This window comes from Pseudomonas japonica (assembly GCF_900188455.1).
Classification (GTDB): domain Bacteria; phylum Pseudomonadota; class Gammaproteobacteria; order Pseudomonadales; family Pseudomonadaceae; genus Aquipseudomonas; species Aquipseudomonas japonica.
In genome coordinates this window covers 247259-269300 of sequence record NZ_FZOL01000006.1, presented here as the reverse complement: position 1 = coordinate 269300, position 22042 = coordinate 247259, and the positions used below count along the sequence as shown (strand labels likewise).

Below are 22042 nucleotides of genomic sequence, written 5' to 3'. Positions count from 1 at the left end.
GAGGCCTGTCAGGCAGTCTTCAGCGGCATCTGCAACAACACCCGCAGACCATCCGCCCGGCTTTCGAAGTGCAACGAGCAGGCACAACGCTGCACGATCGCCTGGACGATGGCCAGGCCCAGGCCGCTGCCCTCGCTATGCCCGTTGCGCCAGAAACGCTGGGTCAGGTGCTGCAGGTCCTGCTCGGGGATCCCGGGGCCATGGTCGCGCACGAGGAAACCGACCCGTTTCTCCTCCACCTCCAGCTCCAGTTCCACCGGCGCCTCGCCGCTGCTGTGGCGCAGGGCGTTGTCCAGCAGATTGCGCAGCGCCGCCACGGCCAATGCGCCGGGCATGTCCAGCAACACCTCGGCGGCCCGCGGCGGCGCATTGAGGACGATGCGCCGGTCGTCGCCGGTGTCCTGGATCGCCTGCCTGGCCACCTGGTCGGCACTGCACTGCACGCCATCGTCGAACGACAGACTGCCTTCGACCCGCGCCAGCAACAGCAGCTGCTCCAGCGTCCGATGCAGGCGGTCGGCACCTTCCTCGGCATGGGCCAAGGCCTGTTCACGGACCAGGCCGTCGGTCATCCGCGCCACCTGCAGGTGGGTCTTGATCGCGGTCAGCGGGCTGCGCAGTTCGTGGGCTGCGTCGCCGGTCAGGCGGCGCTCGCGCTCGATGGTCTGGCCGATGCGCAGGAACAGCTGGTTCTGGGTATCCAACAGCGGCTGCAGCTCGCTGGGCACCGCCTTGATCTGCAACGGCTCGACCGAATCCGGGCTGCGTCGGCGCAGGGCTTCGCGCATCCAGTTCAGCGGCGCCAGGCCTTTGCCGATACCGATCCACAGCAGTCCCAGGCTGCCGAGCAAGGCCACCAGCACCGGCGCCGAGGCGGCCAGCAGGATCGAGCGGTTGAGCGCTTCGCGCTCCAGATGCCGGTCCGCCGTGGTGATGCGAATGTCGTCGTGGACGAAGGTGAAGCTGCGCCAGCGCGCGCCGTCGATCATCTGGTCATGGAAACCGCCCTGGCCATCGTCGAGGTGCTGGTCGGGATTGTGGTGGCTGCGCGCAAGGATCTCGCCGCGCAGGGAGGTGACCTGACAGGCCATGCCATCGGGCACGCTCAACTGATCGGCACTGAGGCGGGTGCCCTCGCCCTGGCTGGTCAGCGGCTGCGGCAACTGGTCGATCAGCCCGGCGACCATTCGCGCCGAGGCCACCAGGCGCTGGTCGAGGGAAAACATCATCTGCTGGCGCAGGTCGCGCAGCATCCAGGCCGCGGCCAGCGCCCAGATCAGCACGAAGGCGGTACCGAGGATCAGACTCAGACGCAGGCGCAGGCTCATCGCCGGGCCTCCTCGGGCGCTTGCGCCGGCCCCAGGCGATAGCCGAGGCCGCGCACGGTCTCGACGATGCCGTTGCCGAGCTTGCGCCGCAGATGGTGGATATGCACGTTGAGGGCGTTGCTTTCCACTTCGTCGCTGAAGCCGTAGACACTGTCCTTGAGCTGCTCGCTGGACAGCACCCGACCGGGGTTGTTGAGCAGGGCCTGGAGCAGCGCCTGCTCGCGCCGCGACAGGTCCACCGGCTGGCCGCCGAGGCTGACTTCGCAACTGCTCGGATCGAAGCTCAGCGGGCCGTGCTCGATGATGTTGACGCAGCGCCCGGCCATGCGCCGCACCAGGGTGTGCAGGCGCGCGGCCAGTTCGCGCAGGTCGAAGGGCTTGAGCAGGTAGTCGTCGGCGCCGGCCTGCAGGCCGTCGACGCGGTCGGTCACCGCATCGCGCGCGGTGAGGATCAGCACCGGCAGGTTGTGGCCTTGCTGGCGCAGGCGTTGCAGCAGCTTCAGACCGTCCTCGTCGGGCAGGCCGAGGTCGAGCACCATCACGTCGAAATGCGCGGCCTGGAGCATCGCCCGCGCCGCGCTGGCGTTGGCCACGCGGTCCACGGTCAGACCCTGGGCGCTGAGGCCGGCAATGATGCCGCTGGCGATCAGGTCATCGTCTTCACAGAGCAGTACATGCATGGGCGGAGTCGGTCATCGGCGGGAAAGCCCGCATTGGGCCAGAACAGGATTAACCGGGGATTATGCCCTGCCCCGCGGGCCCCGTCGCCTGCCGGCCGACGGCTTAACCCTGGGTTAATCCAGGCTGTTCAGCCTTGGCCGCTGATGACATTCCAAGGCTTCGATATGCGTGCATTGATCCTGGGGTTGCTCTGCCTGTTCAGTTCCCTGAGCCTGGCGCAGACCTTCGCCAATCCATTCGCCCAGAGCGAATTTCTTCCGGTGGAGGAGGCTTTCGTCTTTTCCAGCGAACGCCTTCCCTCCGGCCAGACCCGCCTGCACTGGGCGATCAGCGACGGCTACTACCTGTACCAGAAGCGCCTGAAGTTCGACGGCCTGACGCCGGAACAGATCCCGCCACTGCCGGTTGCGCAGGACCATCACGACGAATTCTTCGGCGACCAGCCGGTCTACCGCGGCGAACTCGAACTGCTGCTGCCCGCCACGGCCAGCGGCACCCTGCGCATGGGCTGGCAGGGCTGTGCCGATGCCGGCCTGTGCTATCCGCCGCAAACCAACGTGGTCGAGCTTGGCGGCGCCAGCCCCGACACCCGCGCACAGGCCGACGACCAGGCCCTGGCTGGGACCCTGCGACAGCAGCATCTGGGCTGGGGCCTGCTGGTGTTCTTCGGCCTCGGCCTGCTGCTGGCCTTCACCCCCTGCTCACTGCCGATGCTGCCGATCCTCGCCGGGCTGGTCATGGGCAACAACGCCAGCAGCCGGCGCGGCTGGGTCCTGGCCGGCACCTACGTGCTGAGCATGGCGCTGGTGTACGCCGCCCTCGGGGTGATCGCCGCCCTGCTCGGCGCCAACCTCCAGGCCTGGCTGCAGCAACCCTGGCTGCTGGGCAGCCTGGCGGCCCTGTTCGTCTTGCTGGCGTTGCCGATGTTCGGCGCGTTCGAGTTGCAGTTGCCGATGTTCCTGCGCGACCGCCTGGAGCGTGCCGGCAGCCGCACCCGCGGCGGCAACCTGCTTGGCGCGGCGCTGCTCGGCGCGCTGTCCGGCCTGCTCATGGGACCGTGCATGACCGCGCCGCTGGCCGGCGCCCTGCTTTATATCGCCCAGAGCGGCAATGCCGTACACGGCGGCCTGGTGCTGTTCAGTCTCGGCCTGGGCATGGGCCTGCCACTGTTGCTGCTGGTGACCCTGGGCAACCGCTACCTGCCCCGTCCCGGTCACTGGATGAATCTGGTCAAGGCGTTCTTCGGCTTCGTCTTCCTTGCCATGGCCCTGTACACCTTGCGCGTGGTGCTTGCACCGAGCCTGTGGCTGGGCCTCGCCGGCGCCTGGCTGCTGGCCCTGGCCTGGAGCGCCTGGCCGGCACTGCGTCGCTGGCGCGCCATGCAGCCCGTCCTGCTGGTCGCCGGGCTGTGGGGCACGCTGGCGCTGGTCGGCGCGGCCGGCGGTGGCAGCGATCCGTGGCGGCCACTGGCGCCTTATGCCGGTGGTGGCGCAGGCGCGAGCGCCGCGGCCAGCCATGACGCCTTCACCACCGTCAGCACCCCGCAGGCCCTGCAGGCCGAACTGGACGCCGCGCGCAACCAGGGTCAGTGGGTGTTTCTCGACTACTACGCGGACTGGTGTGTGTCGTGCAAAGTCATGGAGCAGCAGGTGTTCGCCCGTGCCGATGTCCTCGACGCCCTGGGCGGTGTGCGCCTGATCCGCCTGGATGTCACCGCCGATGCCGCGCCCGCCCGCGAACTGCTCAAGCGCTACCAGGTACCGGGGCCGCCGAGCATGCTGTGGATCGGCCCGGACGGCGAAGAACGCCGCGCGCGGCGCCTGGTCGGGGAAGTGGATGCCGCGACCTTCCTGAAACACTGGAACGCAGTGCGGAGCGAAGGCTGATGCTGACAGTGAATATCGGACCACTCGCCCTGGCCCTGGATCACCTGCTGCTGCTCCTGGCCCTGGGCCTGGCGACCCTGGTCGGCTGGCGCGTGGCCAGGCGTGGCGGCGACAATCCGGAATCCTCGCTGTTCAACCTGTTCATCGTCGGCCTGGTCTGCGCCCGTATCGGCTTCGTCATCGCCTATTGGCCCATGTACCGCGACGACCTGCTGCAGATCGTCGATATCCGCGACGGCGGCTTCCTGCCCTGGGTCGGCCTGGTCACCGTACTCCTCGGCGCGCTGTGGACCGCCTGGCGCAAACCGGCGCGCCGCCGGCCGCTGGGCTGGGGCCTGGGCAGCGGCGCGCTGTTCTGGATCCTGGCCAGCTGGGCCAGCCATCTCTATGAACAGGGCACGCAACTGCCGACGCTGAACCTGAAGGATGCCCGCGGCCAGGAAGTGGCGCTCGACAGCCATCGCGGCAAGCCGCTGGTGGTCAACCTGTGGGCCACCTGGTGCCCGCCGTGCCGGCGGGAAATGCCGGTGCTGCAACAGGCCCAGCACGAGTACCCGAACGTGACCTTCCTGTTCGTCAACCAGGGCGAGACACCGCAGATCGTCACCAACTTCCTCGCCACCACTGGCCTCAACCTGTCCCATGTGCTGTTCGATGCCGGTGGACAACTGGCCGCCCAGGTCGGCTCGATGGCCCTGCCCACCACCCTGTTCTACGACGCCGATGGCCGTCTGGTCGGCAGCCATCTCGGCGAGCTGTCCCGCGCCAGTCTGCGTCACGCCCTGCAGTCCCTGGATGGCGACCTGCAACCGCTCACCACGCCCGCAACAAGGAATGCACCATGAGAATCCCGTTGTCCCTGAGCCTGGCCCTTGGCCTGTTCGTCAGCCCGCTGCTTCAGGCCGAAGAGCTGCCGACGGCCGTGCGCCAGATCGAAGCCAAGGGCGCCAAGGTCGTCGGCAGCTTCGATGCCCCCAATGGCCTGAAAGGCTATGCCGCACAGTTCCAGAACCGCGGCGTGGCCCTGTACCTGACACCGGATGGCAAGCATGTGCTGGTCGGCAGCCTGTTCGACGAGAACGGCCAGGACCTCAGCGAAAAACCGCTGGAACAGCTGGTCTACGCACCGATGGCCAAGGAGGTCTGGGCGAAGATGGAGAAATCCGCCTGGATCGCCGATGGCAAGGCCGACGCGCCACGCATCGTCTACCTGTTCAGCGATCCCAACTGTCCCTACTGCAACCTGTTCTGGGAACAGGCGCGGCCCTGGGTCGAGTCGGGCAAGGTGCAACTGCGCCATATCATGGTCGGCATCATCCGCGCCGACAGCCCGGGCAAATCCGCCGCCCTGCTCGCAGCCAAGGACCCGCAGCAGGCCCTGCTCGAACACGAGAAGGCCGGCAAGGCCAGCACGCTCAAGCCACTGCAGAGCATCCCGGCGCAGGTCGAGGCGAAACTCGCCGCCAACCAGGCGCTGATGGAAGAGCTGGGCCTTTCCGCCACGCCGGCGATCTTCTACCTCGACGACCAGCAGCATCTGCAACAGCAACAGGGCGCGCCGCGTCCGGACATGCTCGGCAAGATCCTCGGCAAACGCTGACCCCTCCTCCCACCCGGAGCAAATTCAGCCACGCTCCGGGTCACCTGGCCGCCGTACAGGCGGCATTTTTTCCCCTCGTCCCGCATCGCCCGCAATGGCACAGATTCGTCACCTGCCTGTGCGATAACGGAGCGCCTCCCCCGCGCAAGCAGTGCAACGCCTCTATGACGCGGCTCTTCGCCAGAGCGGCAAACCCATGGTTTGGTGCACGCGTTCACAGTTATTGGCTTAGAACAAAATCACATAGGGACTTATTAACTTTCGCAATTGACAATAATTATCATTAATACTAGTTTGTCGCACGTCGCAGCGAACCGCCCCACACGGCAAGGTTCGCTATCCACTTAGAGAAAAGGTGATTTCCATGGCGGAACAACTATCCACAGGTAAGTGCGATTCACCGTTACTCCAAGCGTTCGTCGACAACCGCAGCATTCTCGTCAAGATCGCGGCCCGCATCACCGGCTGCCGCTCACGCGCCGAGGATGTGGTGCAGGACGCTTTCTTCCGGCTCAATTCAGCGCCACAGATCACCTCCTCGTTCAAGGCGCAGTTGAGTTATCTGTTCCAGATCGTGCGCAACCTGGCTATCGACCATTACCGCAAGCAGGCGATGGAGATGAAATATTCGGGCAGTGAAGAGGAAGGTCTGAACGTGGTCGTCCAGGGTGCTTCGCCCGAGGCCGCGCATATCAACTTCGCCACCCTCGAACATATCGCCGAGGCTCTTGGCGAACTGCCACCGCGGACCCGCTACGCCTTCGAGATGTACCGCCTGCATGGTGTGCCGCAAAAGGACATCGCCAAGGAACTCGGCGTCTCCCCGACCCTGGTCAACTTCATGATCCGCGATGCCCTGGTGCATTGCCGCAAGGTCTCCAGCGCCCGCAGCGCCGGTCACGCGAACTGAGCCAGCGCGCGGAACGGGCCAGGCCCGTTCAGCGACCGTGGGGCTCGATCACCTGGATCTGATAGGGCTTGAAGATCTTCAGCAGCTCGCCGCCATGGCGCAGCTGATTGAGCAGCGCGGCGAACTCCTCTCCGCTGATCTTCGCCTGCGGCCGCAGCAGCGCGTAGTGGTGATAGACCTGATCGATCCGCTCCGAGGCCAGCAACTGGCCGACACTGTCCGGGTTGCGCACCTCGTAGTCACTCAGGTACGAACGGGTGACCAGCGCGATGTCGGCACGCTCGCGTTGCACCATCAGCAGGTTGCTGTCGTGGGAATAGGTCAGCGTGGCGTTGTAGGTGGTGGCCAGGTAGCGCGGGTCGGGATTGAAACCGGCGAAGGCGTAGTGGTAACCGCTGAACAGCGCCAGGCGCTTGCCCTTCAGGTCGTCGAAGTAGCGCTGGTCACGCCCCGTGACACGGCGAGTGACGAAGACTTCGGCATCTTCCAGTCCCATGTCGACAGCCACATGGGGAATGTTCTGCCAGCCCCACTCGGGATTCTCGAAGATCGCCATGTCCACCCGCCCCTGCTCGAAATCGCGGAAGCGCCGCGGAATGGACGTGGGCACGAGGACAAAGTGGAAACGGTTCTGCGCCTGGTTCAGCGCTTCGGCCAGCTGCGGCAGCAAGCCGGTGTCGGCGCCCTGCTCGGGACGCACGGTATAAGGCGGAAAGTGAGCCGCGCCGATCCTGATTTCGACGGTATCGACGGCGAGAGCCGCATCGGCCTGCCAGGCCAGGGCAAAACACAACAACGAAGGCAATACCCGCGGTATTGGCGCTGGAATCAAGGCAACACTCTCAAGGATTCGGACCTGGATCCGACTAAGCTAGGCGTTTTCCCGGGGTAGTACAACCCGTTGCATGCGCCATTTTCCAGCATCTGGGCAAAATGCCATGGGATATCGCCATCGATTGTGTTTGGCTACGCTTGAGCGACATCTTGTCAGGGAATCAGTTATGGGCCATTGGTTGGTCATCGACCTGGAAGCCACCACCGACGACGGTGGCTGGCCGATCACGGATATGGAAATCATCGAAATCGGCGCCAGCCTGGTCAATCGCGAGGGGCGCGAAGTCGATCATTTCCAGCGTTTCGTCAAGCCGCGCCGGCGTCCGCAACTCACCCCCTTCTGCCGCGAACTGACCCACATCAGCCAGGCCAACGTCGACGCGGCGGCGCCGTTCGGCGAAGTCTGGGCCCAGTTCGAACGCTGGCTCGGACACTACCAGCCGCGCCTGGAAGGCTGGACCAGCTGGGGCGACTACGACCGCAAGCAACTGCTCCAGGAATGGCAGGCCAATGGCCTCGACAGCCTGCTGGCACAGGTACCCCATCTCAACCTCAAGCAGCGCTTCGCCAAGGCCCGCCATCTGCAGCGGCCGCTGGGCCTGAACGGGGCCTTGCAACTGGCGGGGTTGCAGTTCAACGGCCAGCAGCACCGGGCCCTGGAAGACGCGCGCAACACCGCGCGTCTGCTACCGCTGACACTGCCGCTGCAGGGCTCCTGAAAGCGGATGACGGGGCCAACGGGCTTGGGCATACTGGCCGGCCTTTTTGGTCCCTTTCTTTTCAGGAGTCGCCCATGTTCAAAGTCAACGAGTACTTCGATGGCACGGTCAAATCGATCGCTTTCGGCACCGCTGAAGGTCCGGCTACCGTCGGCGTGATGGCCCCGGGCGAATACGAGTTCGGCACCTCCCAGCGCGAGATCATGCATGTGGTCGCCGGCGCCCTGACCGTCAAGCTGCCGGAAAGCGACAACTGGGAAACCTTCTCCGCCGGCAGCCAGTTCAATGTACCGGCCAATGCCAAGTTCCAGCTGAAGGTGGCGGTGGATACCGCTTACCTTTGCGAGTACCGCGACTGATCGCAGATTTCGGGACCGCTTTGCGGTCCTTTCGCAGTGGTTCGTCACACGACAAGCCAGCTCCTACAAGGGCAACGCACCATCCCGTAGGAGCGTGGCTTGCCCGCGAAGGACCGCATAGCGGTCCCAAAGTACAACGCGGAATCAGGCCCTTCGCGGGCCCAGGAAGGTCGCCACCTGCTGTGCCGCCGTCTGCAGATGTTGTTCATGCGTAAACCCTGAAGCCTTCAACGGCTTGAGGTCATGGTCCCCCGCCACCAGCCAGCACAGCTCGATCGCCGGCGACAGCTCATACCCCTCCACCGTCTCCCGATTCCCAAGCCCGTCCCGCTCGCCCTGGATGATCAAGGTCGGCGTCTTCAATTCCGCCAGATGTGCCACCCGCGGCTTCTCCGGCTTGCCCGCCGCATAGAACGGATAACCCAGACACACCAGCGCATCCGCCCCCAGCTCGTCGGCCAGCAGACTGGCCATCCTCCCGCCCATCGACTTGCCACCAATGGCCAGCGGCCCAGCGACCAATGGTCGCACCTCGCGCCACACCTCGCGCCAGCACTCCAGCAGCACGGCCTGCGGATTCGGCGGCCTTTTGCCACCAGTGACCCGCCGGTCGGCCATGTACGGAAACTCGAAGCGCAGTACGCCAAGCCCTTGCCCGGCAAGCCTTTGCGCCATGTCCTGCATGAACCCGCTGTCCATCGGCGCCCCCGCGCCATGGGCCAGGATCAGGCACCCCCTGAAGCCGCCATCTGCCTGATTTTGCGGGGCATTCCACAACCACCCACGCACGTTCGCCCTTGCCGCCAATTGATCCCCGTCAATACCGGCGACCTGCCCATTAATCATGCTTGCCTCGCTGTTTAGCCTGCCTATAACCGTGGATGGGAACCCATACATGAACACAACCAGCAGTACCCCCTACAACTACAGGGTGGTCCGCCAATTCGCCATTATGACGGTGATCTGGGGAATCGTCGGGATGGGGCTCGGCGTTTTCATCGCCGCGCAACTCGTCTGGCCAGCCCTCAACTTCGACCTTCCCTGGACCAGCTTCGGGCGCCTGCGCCCGCTGCATACCAACGCGGTGATCTTCGCCTTCGGTGGTTGCGCGCTGTTCGCCAGCTCGTACTACTCGGTGCAGCGCACCTGCCAGACCACTCTGTTCGCGCCCGCCCTCGCGGCGTTCACGTTCTGGGGCTGGCAACTGGTGATCCTGCTGGCCGCCATCACCCTGCCGCTGGGTTACACCAGTTCCAAGGAATACGCCGAGCTGGAATGGCCGATCGATATCCTGATCACCATCGTCTGGGTGGCCTATGCCGTGGTGTTCTTCGGGACGCTGCTCAAGCGCAACACCAAGCACATCTACGTGGGTAACTGGTTCTTCGGCGGGTTCATCCTCACCGTGGCCATGCTGCACATCGTCAACAACCTGGAACTGCCGGTCAGCCTGACCAAGTCCTACTCGCTGTACAGCGGCGCCACCGACGCCATGGTGCAGTGGTGGTACGGCCACAACGCCGTGGGCTTCTTCCTCACCGCGGGCTTCCTCGGGATGATGTACTACTTCGTGCCCAAGCAGGCCGAACGTCCGGTGTACTCGTATCGCCTGTCCATCGTGCACTTCTGGGCGCTGATCACCCTGTACATCTGGGCCGGTCCGCACCACCTGCACTACACCGCGCTGCCGGACTGGGCGCAGTCGCTGGGCATGATCATGTCCCTGGTGCTGCTGGCGCCAAGCTGGGGCGGCATGATCAACGGCATGATGACCCTCTCGGGCGCCTGGCATAAGCTGCGCAGCGACCCGATCCTGCGCTTCCTGGTGGTCTCCCTGGCGTTCTACGGCATGTCGACCTTCGAAGGTCCGATGATGGCGATCAAGACCGTCAACGCCCTGTCCCACTACACCGACTGGACCATCGGCCACGTACACGCCGGTGCCCTCGGCTGGGTCGCGATGATCTCCATCGGCGCCCTGTACCACATGATTCCGAAAGTCTTCGGCCGTACCCAGATGCACAGCATCGGCCTGATCAACGCGCACTTCTGGCTCGCCACCATCGGCACCGTGCTCTACATCGCCTCGATGTGGGTCAACGGTATCGCCCAGGGCCTGATGTGGCGCGCGGTCAACGCCGACGGCACGCTGACCTACTCGTTCGTGGAAACCCTGGTGGCCAGTCACCCAGGCTTCATCGTGCGCTTCGTCGGCGGCGCGATCTTCCTGACCGGCATGCTGCTGATGGCCTGGAACACCTGGCGCACCGTGCGTGCCCCGGCTCCGGCAACCGCAGACGCAACCGCGCAGCTGGCCTGAGGAGTAGGACATGAAACACGAAGTGATCGAGAAAAACGTCTTCCTGCTGGTGCTGCTGATGGTCTTCGCCGTGAGCATCGGCGGCCTGACCCAGATCGTCCCGCTGTTCTTCCAGGACGTCACCAACAAGCCGGTCGAAGGCATGAAGCCCTACACCGCGCTGCAACTGGAAGGCCGCGACATCTACATCCGCGAAGGCTGCGTCGGCTGCCACTCGCAGATGATCCGTCCGTTCCGCGCCGAGACCGAGCGCTATGGTCACTACTCGGTGGCCGGCGAGAGCGTCTGGGACCACCCGTTCCTCTGGGGTTCCAAGCGTACCGGTCCGGACCTGGCCCGCGTCGGCGGCCGCTACTCCGACGACTGGCACCGTGCGCACCTGTACAACCCGCGCAACGTCGTGCCGGAGTCGAAGATGCCGTCCTACCCGTGGCTCGTCGCGCAACAGGTCGATACCAGCCACACCGAAGCCAAGATCAAAGCCATGCGCAGCCTCGGCGTGCCTTACACCGATGACGACATCAGCGGTGCCGTCGCCTCGGTGAAAGGCAAGACCGAAATGGACGCGCTCGTCGCCTACCTGCAGGTGCTCGGCACCGCGATCAAGAACAAGAGGTAAGCGCCATGGACTTCACCCTGGATATCGGCCAGTTGCGCGGTCTCGGCACCCTGGTGGTGGCGATCGCCTTCATCGGCCTGTCGCTCTGGGTCTTCAACCGTCGCCGTGACCGTGAATTCGCCGAAGCGGCCCTGCTGCCCTTCGCCGACGAGCGCCTGCCAAGCGCCGAAAAAGAAAAAGCCTTGAGGAGTAACCGGCAATGACCACCTTCTGGAGTACGTACATCAGCGTACTGACCATCGGTAGCCTGATCGGCCTGACCTGGTTGCTGCTGTCCACCCGCAAGGGCGAGACACCCGGCAGCACCGACCAGACCATGGGTCACGCCTTCGATGGCATCGAGGAATACGACAACCCGCTGCCGCGCTGGTGGTTCTGGCTGTTCGTCGGCACCCTGGTGTTCGCCGTCGGCTACCTGGTGCTCTATCCGGGCCTGGGCAACTGGAAAGGCATCCTGCCCGGCTATGAAAATGGCTGGACCGGTACCAACGAATGGCAGAAGGAAATGGAACGCGCCGACGCCAAGTACGGACCGATCTTCGCCAAGTTCGCCGCCATGCCGGTGGAGGAAGTGGCCAAGGATCCGCAGGCGCTGAAGATGGGCGGTCGCCTGTTCGCCTCCAACTGCGCCGTGTGCCACGGCTCCGACGCCAAGGGTTCCTACGGCTTCCCCAACCTCACCGACAGCGACTGGCGCTGGGGCGGCGAGGCGGAAACCATCAAGACCACCATCATGCTCGGTCGTCACGGGGTGATGCCGGCCTGGTCGGAAGTCATCGGTGAACAGGGCGTGGCCGACGTGGCCGCCTTCGTCCTGAGCAACCTCGATGGTCGCAGCCTGCCGGAAGGCACCAAGGCCGATGCAGCCAACGGCGAGAAGATCTTCGCCGCCAACTGCGTGGCCTGCCATGGCGCCGAAGGCAAAGGCACCCCGGCCATGGGCGCGCCGAACCTGACTCACCCGCAGGCGTTCATCTACGGTTCCAGCTTTGCCCAGTTGCAGCAGACCATCCGCTACGGTCGTCAGGGCCAGATGCCTGCCCAGCAGGACATTCAAGGCAACGACAAGGTCCACCTGCTCGCCGCTTACGTCTACAGCCTTTCGCAGCAAGGCGACAAGACTTCTGCACAGTGATACATCAGTCCATCTGAGCATTGACTGAAACCGCCGCGCCCGACCCGGGCGCGGCGGTTCCCTTCTCCCCTTGCGACAGAGTGTCGCACCCCTTGTGCCCCCTGCCTTGCACCCCCTTCGAACGAGACTAAGCTTGTTTCCTCATGTGGCAGGAAGCGATGTCGCGCATGCACCTGTGTCTGGTTCATTACCCTCGTCGCCCTGGCGCAAAGCCGATGTCTGCTTGCATCACCCTGTTTTTCACGGGGTGAAAAGGCTACGTCCCAGCGGCTTCGCGAGCCTTCTTTGGCGTGCAATCCACAATAAAAATGGTGCACATAAAGAATTGATTATTGTGTACAATTTTCGCGGCAGACTGATCGGAAGAGCCGGAACAAAGGCTCTGGCATGGTGTGGGGCAGACCCCCTTGCGTTGCAATACCCACACTGCCTGTAGATACTTGCGCCGATTTCTCTACCTACAAAAACACCTAAAAACCGTGGAACCTTGGAAATGAGCACAGCAATCAGTCCGACTGCTTATAACTATAAGGTCGTCCGCCAGTTCGCCATCATGACGGTGGTCTGGGGGATCCTTGGCATGGGCCTCGGTGTCTTCATCGCCTCGCAACTGGTCTGGCCACACCTGAACCTTGACCTGCCGTGGACGAGCTTTGGACGCCTGCGCCCCCTGCACACCAACCTGGTGATCTTCGCCTTCGGCGGTTGTGCACTGTTCGCCACCTCCTACTACGTCGTGCAGCGAACCTGCCAGACCCGACTGATCTCCGACAGCCTCGCGGCCTTCACCTTCTGGGGTTGGCAAGCGGTCATCGTCGGCGCGCTGATCACCCTGCCCATGGGTTACACCACCACCAAGGAATACGCCGAGCTGGAATGGCCGATCGCCATTTTGCTGGCCATCGTCTGGGTGACCTACGCCGTGGTGTTCTTCGGCACCATCGTCAAGCGCAAGACCAAGCACATCTATGTCGGCAACTGGTTCTACGGTGCCTTCATCCTGGTCACCGCGATGCTGCACATCGTCAACCACATGTCGCTGCCGGTGAGCCTGTTCAAATCGTACTCGGCCTACTCCGGCGCCACCGACGCAATGATCCAGTGGTGGTACGGCCACAACGCCGTAGGCTTCTTCCTGACCACCGGCTTCCTCGGCATGATGTACTACTTCGTACCGAAGCAGGCCGAGCGTCCGATCTACTCGTACCGCCTGTCCATCGTGCACTTCTGGGCGCTGATCACCCTGTACATCTGGGCCGGTCCGCACCACCTGCACTACACCGCCCTGCCGGACTGGGCGCAGTCCCTGGGCATGGTGATGTCGATCATCCTCCTGGCTCCGAGCTGGGGCGGCATGATCAACGGCATGATGACCCTCTCCGGCGCCTGGCATAAGCTGCGCACCGACCCGATCCTGCGTTTCCTCGTGGTCTCCCTGGCGTTCTACGGCATGTCGACCTTCGAAGGTCCGATGATGGCGATCAAGACCGTCAACTCGCTGTCCCACTACACCGACTGGACCATCGGCCACGTGCACGCCGGTGCCCTCGGCTGGGTCGCGATGATCTCCATCGGCGCCGTGTACCACATGATTCCGAAACTCTACGGCCGCGCGCAGATGCACAGCGTCGGCCTGATCAACGCGCACTTCTGGCTCGCCACCATCGGCACCGTGCTCTACATCGCCTCGATGTGGGTCAACGGCATCACCCAGGGCCTGATGTGGCGTGCGATCAACGATGACGGCACCCTCACCTACTCCTTCGTCGAAGCCCTGCAGGCCAGCCACCCTGGCTACATCGTCCGCGCCCTGGGCGGTGCGTTCTTCGCCTCGGGCATGCTGCTGATGGCCTGGAACGTCCTGCGCACCGTACGCGCAGCGAACTCGGCCGAAGCCAAGGCCGCCGAACAGATCGTCGTCGTGGGAGCGCACTGATGAAGCACGAAGTAGTCGAGAAGAATATCGGCCTGCTGGCCTTCTTCATGGTCATCGCCGTGAGCATCGGCGGCCTGACCCAGATCGTTCCGCTGTTCTTCCAGGACGTCACCAACAAGCCGGTCGAAGGCATGAAGCCGCGCACCGCGCTGGAACTGGAAGGCCGCGACGTCTACATCCGCGAAGGCTGCGTCGGCTGCCACTCGCAGATGATCCGACCGTTCCGCGCCGAGACCGAGCGCTACGGCCACTACTCGGTGGCCGGTGAAAGCGTCTGGGACCACCCGTTCCTCTGGGGTTCCAAGCGTACCGGTCCGGACCTGGCCCGTGTCGGCGGTCGTTACTCCGACGACTGGCACCGCGCGCACCTGTACAACCCGCGCAACGTGGTTCCCGAGTCGAAGATGCCGTCCTACCCGTGGCTGGTGGAAAACAAGCTCGATGGCAAGGACACCGCCAAGAAGATGGAGGTCCTGCGCACCCTGGGCGTGCCGTACACCGACGCGGATATCGCCGGTGCTCGCGACGCGGTCAAGGGCAAGACGGAAATGGACGCGCTGGTCGCGTACCTCCAGGGCCTCGGCACCATCATCAAAAGCAAACGGTGACTGCGATGGATATCGGGATGATTCGAGGCCTGGGCACCGTCGTGGTGATGGTGGCCTTCGTCGGCCTGGCGTTGTGGGTGTTCAGTTCTCGGCGCAAGTCCGAGTTCGACGAAGCGACCATGCTGCCCTTCGCGGATGATCCCGAGGCCAGCAAGCACGTCGAGCAAGCGCAAGCGAAAGCGTCTAGGAGTAACAACGAATGACTACCTTCTGGAGTCTGTACGTCACCGTTCTGAGTCTGGGCACCATCTTCGCCCTGACCTGGCTGCTGCTGTCCACCCGCAAGGGCCAGCGCAGCGAAACCACCGAGGAAACCGTCGGCCATTCCTTCGACGGCATCGAGGAATACGACAACCCGCTGCCCAAGTGGTGGTTCATGCTGTTCGTCGGCACCATCATCTTCGCCCTGGGCTACCTGGCCCTCTACCCGGGCCTGGGCAACTGGAAAGGCATCCTGCCTGGCTACCAGTACCTGGACACCGAGAAGAAGGTCGACTTCGCCAACGGCCAGGCCGGCTGGACCGGCGTCCATGAATGGGAAAAGGAAATGGCTCGGGCCGACGCCAAGTTCGGACCGATCTTCGCCAAGTTCGCGGCCATGCCGATCGAAGAAGTGGCGAAAGACCCGCAAGCACTGAAGATGGGCGGTCGCCTGTTCGCCTCCAACTGCTCGGTCTGCCACGGCTCCGACGCCAAGGGTTCCTACGGTTTCCCCAACCTCACCGACAACGACTGGCGCTGGGGCGGCGAACCGGAAACCATCAAGCAGACCATCATGGCCGGTCGTCACGGCGTGATGCCGGCGTGGGCCGAAGTGATCGGCGAGCAGGGCGTGGCGGATGTCGCCGCGTTCATCCTGACCAACCTCGACGGCCGCAACCTGCCGGAAGGTACCAAGGCCGACCCGGCCAACGGGCAGAAGATCTTCGCCGCCAACTGCGTGGCCTGCCACGGTCCGGAAGGTAAAGGCACCCCGGCGATGGGCGCGCCCAACCTGACCCACCCGCAGGCGTTCATCTACGGTTCCAGCTTCGCCCAACTGCAGCAGACCATCCGCTACGGCCGCCAGGGCCAGATGCCGGCGCAGCAGGAAATCCAGGGCAACGACAAAGTCCACCTGTTGGCGGCCTACGTCTACAGCCTGTCGCACAAGGAAGAGAAAACGGCCGAGGCGCAGTAAGGCCCGGCGGTAGGAAAAGGCCCCGTCAGTGCAGACTGGTGGGGCCTTTTTTCTTCTACCCCCGTAGGAGCGTGGCTTGCCCGCGAAGGACCGCAAAGCGGTCCCAATACACTGTGCCATGGTGTCTGCGTTGATCGGGGACCGCTTTGCGGTCCTTCGCGGGCAAGCCACGCTCCTACAGAAGGAAGGCGATAAATTGCGGGGGCATGACCTGGATCAATTGACAGCGCCATTACACCATTGTTGGCTTCCAACCAACGCGACCCAGTGTCGCACCCGCGTCCGGGAGCCCCTGCACAGGCGTATGATGCGGACCAGAGCAGCAACACCTCTGACTGCGGTCGGCATGCACTGGCCGCGGCGTTTTTCCACTGCCGTGGGACTGTAACGATGAGCAAGCAGATTCCTGTACAAGACATCACCCCGCCTGCCAAGAACAAGAAAGACACGGGCGTCGACCTCTATGCCGCCCGGGAAAAGATCTACACCCGGGCCTTCACCGGGCTGTTCCGCAACCTGCGCATGGCCGGCGGAGCGTTCCTCTTTCTTCTCTACTTCGGGACCGTCTGGCTCAACTGGGGCGGTCACCAGGCCGTCTGGTGGAACCTGCCGGAGCGCAAGTTCTACATCTTCGGCGCGACCATCTGGCCGCAGGACTTCATCCTGCTCTCCGGCATCCTGATCGTCGCCGCCTTCGGCCTGTTCTTCATCACCGTGTTCGCCGGCCGCGTCTGGTGCGGCTACACCTGCCCGCAGAGCGTGTGGACCTGGATCTTCATGTGGTGCGAGAAAGTCACCGAGGGCGACCGCAACCAGCGCATGAAGCTGGACAAGGCGCCGATGAACGCCAACAAGTTCGCGCGCAAGCTGGCCAAGCACAGCCTGTGGCTGCTGATCGGCTTCGTCACCGGCCTGACCTTCGTCGGCTACTTCTCGCCGATCCGCGACCTGATGGTCGATTTCTTCACCGGCCAGGCCGACGGCTGGGCCTATTTCTGGGTCGGTTTCTTCACCCTCGCCACCTACGGCAACGCCGGCTGGCTGCGCGAACAGGTGTGCATCTACATGTGCCCCTATGCGCGCTTCCAGAGCGTGATGTTCGACAAGGACACCCTGATCGTGTCCTACGACCCGCGTCGCGGCGAGAGCCGTGGCCCGCGTAAAAAAGACGTGGACTACAAGGCCAAGGGCCTCGGCGACTGCATCGACTGCACCATGTGCGTCCAGGTCTGCCCGACCGGCATCGACATCCGCGACGGCCTGCAGATCGAGTGCATCGGCTGCGCCGCCTGCATCGACGCCTGCGACAGCATCATGGACAAGATGAACTACCCGCGCGGCCTGATCAGCTACACCACCGAGCACAACCTGTCCGGGCAGAAGACCCACATGCTGCGCCCGCGCCTGATCGGCTACTTCATCGTCCTGCTGGTGATGATCGGCCTGCTGGCCAGCGCCTTCTTCATGCGCTCGCTGGTGGGCTTCGACGTCAGCAAGGACCGCGTGCTGTACCGCGAGAACGCCCAGGGCTGGATCGAGAACGTCTACAGCCTGAAGGTCATGAACAAGGACCAGCACGACCACGTCTACGTTCTGGAGGCCAAGGGCCTGCCGAACCTGCGCCTGGACGGCGCGAAGGAAATCCGCGTGGCCGCCGGCGACATCGTCAGCCTGCCGGTACAACTGTCGGTGTCCCCGGAACAGTTGCCATCCACCACCAACGAAGTCATCTTCGTGCTTCGCGACGCCGACGACAGCGGCTCCGAAGTCGAAGCCAAGAGCCGCTTCATCGGCCCGCAAATCCGTTAAGAGAGCATTCCCATGCCTGCAGCAAACCCTGCTCACAGCGTCTGGTACAAGAACCTCTGGCCGTGGATCATCATCGGCATCCTGGCCACCTCGGTGACCCTGAGCCTGACCATGGTGAGCATCGCGGTGAACAACCCGGACAACCTGGTCAACGACAACTACTACGAGGCCGGCAAGGGCATCAACCGCTCACTGGACCGCGAACTGCTGGGCCAGACCCTCAAGCTCAAGGCCAGCGTGCACCTGGACGAGGTCACCGGCGAAGTGGAACTGCGCCTGAGCGGCGACAGCCAGCCGCAGACCCTGGAACTGAACCTGATCTCGCCGACCCAGCCGGAGAAGGACCGCAAGATTGCCCTGACCCTCAGTGGCGAGGGCCGCTATGTCGGGCAGTTGCCGGATCGTGTCGAAGGCCGGCGTTTCGTCGAGCTGCTGGGGACTCAGGATGGGCAGACCTGGCGCTTGTTCGAGGAGGAAGAGGTCAAGCATGACGCGACCTTGCTGCTTGGGGATGAAGAGCTCAAGGGTGCCGAGCATCTGGACAAGTGAAGCCCATGGGGCCGCTTTGCGGCCCTTCGCAGTGGTTCGGCACACCGACAAGCCAGCTCCTACAGGTTGCACACCGCCCCCGTAGGAGCTGGCTTGCCTGCGAAAGGACCGCAAAGCGGTCCCAAAACAAACCTGCGATAAGACAGTCATGACCACCCCCACGCCTTGCTATCACTGCGCCCTCCCCATCCCCGCCGACAGCCGCTTCAGCGCCGTCGTCCTCGGCGCGCCGCGGCAATTCTGCTGCCCTGGTTGCCAGGCCGTGGCCGAAGCCATCGTCGCCGGCAAGCTGGAGAGCTACTACCAGCATCGCAGCGAAGCCAGCGCCAACCCCGACGCCCTGCCCCGACAGTTGCAGGACGAACTGGCCCTGTACGACCGCGCCGACGTCCAGCAGCCCTTCGTCCGCCACGAAGGCGAGCTCGCGGAGACCACCCTGCTGATCGAAGGCATCAGCTGCGCCGCCTGCGGCTGGCTGATCGAAAAACACCTGCGCGCCCTGCCCGGTGTCGCCGAAGCACGCCTGAACCTGTCCAACCACCGCCTGCTGGTGAACTGGTCCGACAGCCAATTGCCGCTGTCGCAGTTGCTCGCCGAACTGCGCCAGATCGGCTACGCCGCCCACCCCTACCAGCCCGACCGCGCCGCCGAGCAACTGGCCAGCGAAAACCGCACCGCCCTGCGCCAGCTCGGCGTCGCCGGACTGCTGTGGTTCCAGGCGATGATGGCGACCATGGCCACCTGGCCGGAATTCAACATCGACCTCAGCGCCGAGATGCACACCATCCTGCGCTGGGTGGCGATGTTCCTGACCACGCCGATCGTGTTCTACAGCTGCGCGCCGTTCTTCAAAGGCGCCGCCCGCGACCTGCGCACCCGCCACCTGACCATGGACGTCTCGGTGTCCCTGGCCATCGGCCTGGCCTATGTCGCCGGGATCTGGACCGCGATCACCGGCAGCGGCGAGCTGTACTTCGACGCGGTGGGCATGTTCGCCCTGTTCCTCCTCGCCGGTCGCTACCTCGAACGCCGCGCCCGCGAACGCACCGCGGCGGCCACCGCGCAACTGGTCAACCTGCTGCCGGCCTCGTGCCTGCGCCTCGATGCCGCCGGCAACAGTGAACGCATCCTGCTGCGCGAGCTGCAGATCGGTGATCGCGTGCTGGTCCAGCCCGGTGCGGTGCTGCCGGCGGACGGGCGCATCGTCGATGGCCAGTCGAGCATCGACGAGTCGCTGCTCACCGGCGAATACCTGCCCCATCCACGCCAGGCCGGCGACACCGTCACCGCCGGCACCCTCAACGTGGAAAGCGTACTGACCGTGGAAGTCCAGGCCCTCGGCCATGACACCCGGCTGTCGGCCATCGTGCGCCTGCTGGAGCGGGCCCAGTCGGAAAAACCGCGCCTGGCGGAAATCGCCGACCGCGCCTCGCAATGGTTCCTCCTGTTCAGCCTGGTCGCCGCCCTGGGCATCGGTCTGCTGTGGTGGCAGATCGACGCCGCACGAGCCTTCTGGATCGTCCTGGCCATGCTCGTGGCGACCTGCCCCTGCGCCCTGTCCCTGGCCACCCCGACCGCCCTCACCGCCGCCACCGGCACCCTGCACAGCCTCGGCCTGCTGCTGACCCGCGGCCATGTGCTGGAAGGCCTGAACCAGATCGACACGGTGATCTTCGACAAGACCGGCACCCTCACCGAAGGCCGCCTGACCCTGCGCGCCATCCGTCCGCTGGCCGGCCTCGACGCCGACCACTGCCTGCGCCTCGCCGCCGCCCTGGAAAACCGTTCGGAACACCCCATCGCCCGCGCCTTCGGCCGCACCGTGGCGGTGGCCGAAGCCGTGCAGAGCAGTCCGGGCCTGGGCCTGGAAGGCCAGGTGGAGAACCGCCAGTTGCGCATCGGCCAGCCGGCCTTCGTCTGCCAGTTGAGCGGCGCGGCGCTGCCGGCCATGCCGGACGAACCCGGCCAGTGGCTGCTGCTCGGCGATACCCAGGGCCCGCTGGCCTGGTTCGTCCTCGACGACCGCCTGCGCGCGGATGCCGCCGACCTGCTCGAAGCCTGCCGCGCACGCGGCTGGCAGACCCTGCTGCTGTCCGGCGACAGCTCGCCGATGGTCGCCAGCGTCGCCGCCGAACTGCAGATCGACCAGGCCATCGGCGGCCTGCGTCCGGACGACAAGCTGCAACGCCTGAAAGCCCTGCAGGCCGAAGGACGCAAGGTGCTGATGCTCGGTGACGGGGTCAATGACGTACCGGTGCTGGCCGCCGCCGACATCAGCATCGCCATGGGTTCGGCCACCGACCTGGCCAAGACCAGCGCCGACGCCGTGCTGCTGTCCAACCGCCTGGACAGCCTGGTGCAGGCCTTCGGGCTGGCCCGGCGGACCCGCCGGATCATCATCGAGAACCTGTGCTGGGCCGCGCTGTACAATGGCCTCATGCTGCCATTCGCCGCCCTCGGCTGGATCACCCCGGTGTGGGCGGCGATCGGCATGTCGGTCAGTTCGCTGATCGTGGTGCTCAATGCCCTGCGCCTGACCCGGCTGCGCGGCGCGCCGCCGGCGCACCCCGCGACCGGTGGTCCCCGGCAACTCGCGACGGTCTGAGGAGATGCCATGCCCGCGCTCTATGTGATGATTCCCGCCGCCCTGGTCCTGGTCGGCATCGCCGTGTACATCTTCTTCTGGGCCGTGGACAGCGGCCAGTACGAAGACCTCGACGGCCCGGCCCACAGCATCCTGTTCGACGACCAGGACCCGAAGCACCAGGCCGCGGTGAAAGGCGAGGAAGCCGGCGAAGACGACAAACCCGAGCCCCCTGCCCGTGCTTGAAGTGCTGCCCCTGCTGAGTTCCGCACTGATCCTCGGCCTGCTCGGTGGCGGCCATTGCCTGGGCATGTGCGGCGGCCTTATGGGCGCCCTGACCCTGGCCATCCCGCCGCAGCAGCGCGCCCGCCGCCTGCGCCTGCTGCTGGCCTACAACCTCGGCCGCGTGCTCAGCTACGCCAGCGCCGGACTGCTCCTCGGCCTCGCCGGCTGGGCCATGGCCGGCAGCCCGCTGGCCACGGCGCTGCGGGTGATCGCCGCGCTTCTGCTGATCTGCATGGGCCTCTACCTGGCCGGCTGGTGGAGCGGCCTGACCCGCGTGGAAAGCCTCGGCCGCGGCCTGTGGAAACACATCCAGCCGTTCGCCACACGCCTGCTGCCGGTCTCCAGCCTGCCGCGGGCGCTGCTGCTCGGCGCGCTGTGGGGCTGGCTGCCCTGCGGCCTGGTCTACAGCACCCTGCTCTGGGCCTCCAGCCAGGGCAACGCGCTGCACAGCGCGCTGCTGATGCTGGCCTTCGGCATCGGCACCTGGCCGGTCCTGCTCGCCACGGGCATGGCCGCCGAGCGCGTCACCGCCCTGCTGCGCCAGCGCGGCGTGCGTATCGCCGGCGGCCTGCTGGTGATGCTCTTCGGCCTGTGGACCCTGCCCGGCCCGCACCAGCACTGGCTGATGGGTCACTGAAGCACGCTTGATGCAAATCAACACCGATGTACGTACGGCTCCCTAGACTCCGGACACTGCCGC

The 22042-nt window shown here is 64.9% G+C and carries 23 protein-coding genes; 19 read left to right on the top strand and 4 right to left on the bottom strand.

The annotated features are described in order from the left end of the window. Positions 1–8: 8 nt before the first annotated feature. Both CHB99_RS10485 and CHB99_RS10480 read right to left on the bottom strand, forming a co-directional pair. Positions 9–1328 (bottom strand): ATP-binding protein, encoded by a 1320-nt coding sequence (locus CHB99_RS10485; RefSeq protein WP_042123331.1) that lies wholly within the window; start codon positions 1326–1328, stop codon positions 9–11. Then, the gene (locus CHB99_RS10480; protein ID WP_042123329.1) at positions 1325–2008 is read right to left on the bottom strand and encodes a response regulator; all 684 of its coding nucleotides are present in this window, start codon (positions 2006–2008) and stop codon (positions 1325–1327) included. The genes CHB99_RS10485 and CHB99_RS10480 overlap by 4 nt, the downstream gene beginning before the upstream one ends. Before the next feature lie 165 nt (positions 2009–2173). Here CHB99_RS10480 and dsbD point away from each other — a divergent pair, with 165 nt between their 5' ends. The 4 genes from dsbD to CHB99_RS10460 all read left to right on the top strand — a co-directional run bounded on the left by dsbD (position 2174) and on the right by CHB99_RS10460 (position 6405). Then, positions 2174–3895, top strand: a complete 1722-nt coding sequence (gene dsbD / locus CHB99_RS10475; RefSeq protein WP_377697924.1) for a protein-disulfide reductase DsbD — start codon at positions 2174–2176, stop codon at positions 3893–3895. After that, positions 3895–4740: a TlpA family protein disulfide reductase gene (locus CHB99_RS10470; protein ID WP_042123327.1), complete on the top strand. Its 846-nt coding sequence runs from the start codon at positions 3895–3897 to the stop codon at positions 4738–4740. The genes dsbD and CHB99_RS10470 overlap by 1 nt, the downstream gene beginning before the upstream one ends. Continuing rightward, positions 4737–5495, top strand: coding sequence for a thiol:disulfide interchange protein DsbG (dsbG, locus tag CHB99_RS10465; RefSeq protein ID WP_042123326.1), 759 nt, complete (start codon positions 4737–4739; stop codon positions 5493–5495). The genes CHB99_RS10470 and dsbG overlap by 4 nt, the downstream gene beginning before the upstream one ends. Positions 5496–5859: 364 nt before the next feature. Next, positions 5860–6405 (top strand): RNA polymerase factor sigma-70, encoded by a 546-nt coding sequence (locus CHB99_RS10460; protein WP_042123324.1) that lies wholly within the window; start codon positions 5860–5862, stop codon positions 6403–6405. A gap of 28 nt (positions 6406–6433) precedes the next feature. Here CHB99_RS10460 and CHB99_RS10455 read toward each other — a convergent pair whose 3' ends face one another. After that, positions 6434–7237, bottom strand: coding sequence for a substrate-binding periplasmic protein (locus CHB99_RS10455; RefSeq protein ID WP_084702632.1), 804 nt, complete (start codon positions 7235–7237; stop codon positions 6434–6436). A gap of 169 nt (positions 7238–7406) precedes the next feature. Between CHB99_RS10455 and CHB99_RS10450 the strand changes: the two genes are divergently transcribed. After that, a complete protein-coding gene (locus tag CHB99_RS10450; RefSeq protein WP_042123321.1) occupies positions 7407–7958 on the top strand; it encodes a 3'-5' exonuclease in 552 nt (183 codons plus the stop codon). A gap of 74 nt (positions 7959–8032) precedes the next feature. Continuing rightward, positions 8033–8317, top strand: a complete 285-nt coding sequence (gene ppnP / locus CHB99_RS10445; protein WP_042123319.1) for a pyrimidine/purine nucleoside phosphorylase — start codon at positions 8033–8035, stop codon at positions 8315–8317. A gap of 144 nt (positions 8318–8461) precedes the next feature. Here the strand turns inward: ppnP and CHB99_RS10440 are convergent, their stop codons facing one another. Then, complete coding sequence (locus tag CHB99_RS10440; protein WP_042123464.1) at positions 8462–9163, bottom strand: alpha/beta family hydrolase; 702 nt, start codon at positions 9161–9163, stop codon at positions 8462–8464. A 49-nt stretch (positions 9164–9212) separates the two neighbouring features. Between CHB99_RS10440 and ccoN (CHB99_RS10435) the strand changes: the two genes are divergently transcribed. From ccoN (CHB99_RS10435) to CHB99_RS10375, 13 genes are all read left to right on the top strand, one after another. Beyond that, the gene (gene ccoN, locus CHB99_RS10435; RefSeq protein WP_042123317.1) at positions 9213–10637 is read left to right on the top strand and encodes a cytochrome-c oxidase, cbb3-type subunit I; all 1425 of its coding nucleotides are present in this window, start codon (positions 9213–9215) and stop codon (positions 10635–10637) included. A gap of 10 nt (positions 10638–10647) precedes the next feature. Next, positions 10648–11256: a cytochrome-c oxidase, cbb3-type subunit II gene (gene ccoO / locus CHB99_RS10430; protein WP_042123315.1), complete on the top strand. Its 609-nt coding sequence runs from the start codon at positions 10648–10650 to the stop codon at positions 11254–11256. 5 nt (positions 11257–11261) lie between these two features. After that, a complete protein-coding gene (locus CHB99_RS10425) occupies positions 11262–11459 on the top strand; it encodes a cbb3-type cytochrome oxidase subunit 3 (RefSeq protein ID WP_042123314.1) in 198 nt (65 codons plus the stop codon). Continuing rightward, on the top strand, positions 11456–12391 hold the full coding sequence (gene ccoP, locus CHB99_RS10420) for a cytochrome-c oxidase, cbb3-type subunit III (RefSeq protein WP_042123311.1): 936 nt from the start codon (positions 11456–11458) through the stop codon (positions 12389–12391). Before CHB99_RS10425 ends, ccoP (CHB99_RS10420) begins: the two co-directional genes overlap by 4 nt. A gap of 493 nt (positions 12392–12884) precedes the next feature. Next, the gene (gene ccoN, locus CHB99_RS10415; protein ID WP_042123309.1) at positions 12885–14327 is read left to right on the top strand and encodes a cytochrome-c oxidase, cbb3-type subunit I; all 1443 of its coding nucleotides are present in this window, start codon (positions 12885–12887) and stop codon (positions 14325–14327) included. After that, entirely contained in the window at positions 14327–14935 is a 609-nt protein-coding gene (gene ccoO / locus CHB99_RS10410; protein WP_042123307.1) for a cytochrome-c oxidase, cbb3-type subunit II, read from the top strand. Before ccoN (CHB99_RS10415) ends, ccoO (CHB99_RS10410) begins: the two co-directional genes overlap by 1 nt. Positions 14936–14940: 5 nt before the next feature. Continuing rightward, positions 14941–15138 carry a CcoQ/FixQ family Cbb3-type cytochrome c oxidase assembly chaperone gene (locus tag CHB99_RS10405; RefSeq protein ID WP_028945389.1) on the top strand — a complete coding sequence of 66 codons (198 nt, stop codon included), beginning with the start codon at positions 14941–14943 and terminating at the stop codon, positions 15136–15138. Continuing rightward, positions 15135–16115 (top strand): cytochrome-c oxidase, cbb3-type subunit III, encoded by a 981-nt coding sequence (gene ccoP / locus CHB99_RS10400; RefSeq protein WP_042123304.1) that lies wholly within the window; start codon positions 15135–15137, stop codon positions 16113–16115. The genes CHB99_RS10405 and ccoP (CHB99_RS10400) overlap by 4 nt, the downstream gene beginning before the upstream one ends. Positions 16116–16505: 390 nt before the next feature. After that, positions 16506–17924 (top strand): cytochrome c oxidase accessory protein CcoG, encoded by a 1419-nt coding sequence (gene ccoG / locus CHB99_RS10395; protein ID WP_042123302.1) that lies wholly within the window; start codon positions 16506–16508, stop codon positions 17922–17924. Between the two features lie 12 nt (positions 17925–17936). After that, positions 17937–18473 carry a FixH family protein gene (locus tag CHB99_RS10390; RefSeq protein ID WP_042123300.1) on the top strand — a complete coding sequence of 179 codons (537 nt, stop codon included), beginning with the start codon at positions 17937–17939 and terminating at the stop codon, positions 18471–18473. Positions 18474–18621: 148 nt separating this feature from the next. Further along, the gene (locus CHB99_RS10385; protein WP_042123298.1) at positions 18622–21078 is read left to right on the top strand and encodes a heavy metal translocating P-type ATPase; all 2457 of its coding nucleotides are present in this window, start codon (positions 18622–18624) and stop codon (positions 21076–21078) included. Positions 21079–21087: 9 nt separating this feature from the next. Then, complete coding sequence (gene ccoS, locus CHB99_RS10380) at positions 21088–21303, top strand: cbb3-type cytochrome oxidase assembly protein CcoS (protein WP_042123296.1); 216 nt, start codon at positions 21088–21090, stop codon at positions 21301–21303. Further along, positions 21296–21979: a sulfite exporter TauE/SafE family protein gene (locus tag CHB99_RS10375; RefSeq protein ID WP_042123294.1), complete on the top strand. Its 684-nt coding sequence runs from the start codon at positions 21296–21298 to the stop codon at positions 21977–21979. The genes ccoS and CHB99_RS10375 overlap by 8 nt, the downstream gene beginning before the upstream one ends. Positions 21980–22042 lie beyond the last annotated feature (63 nt).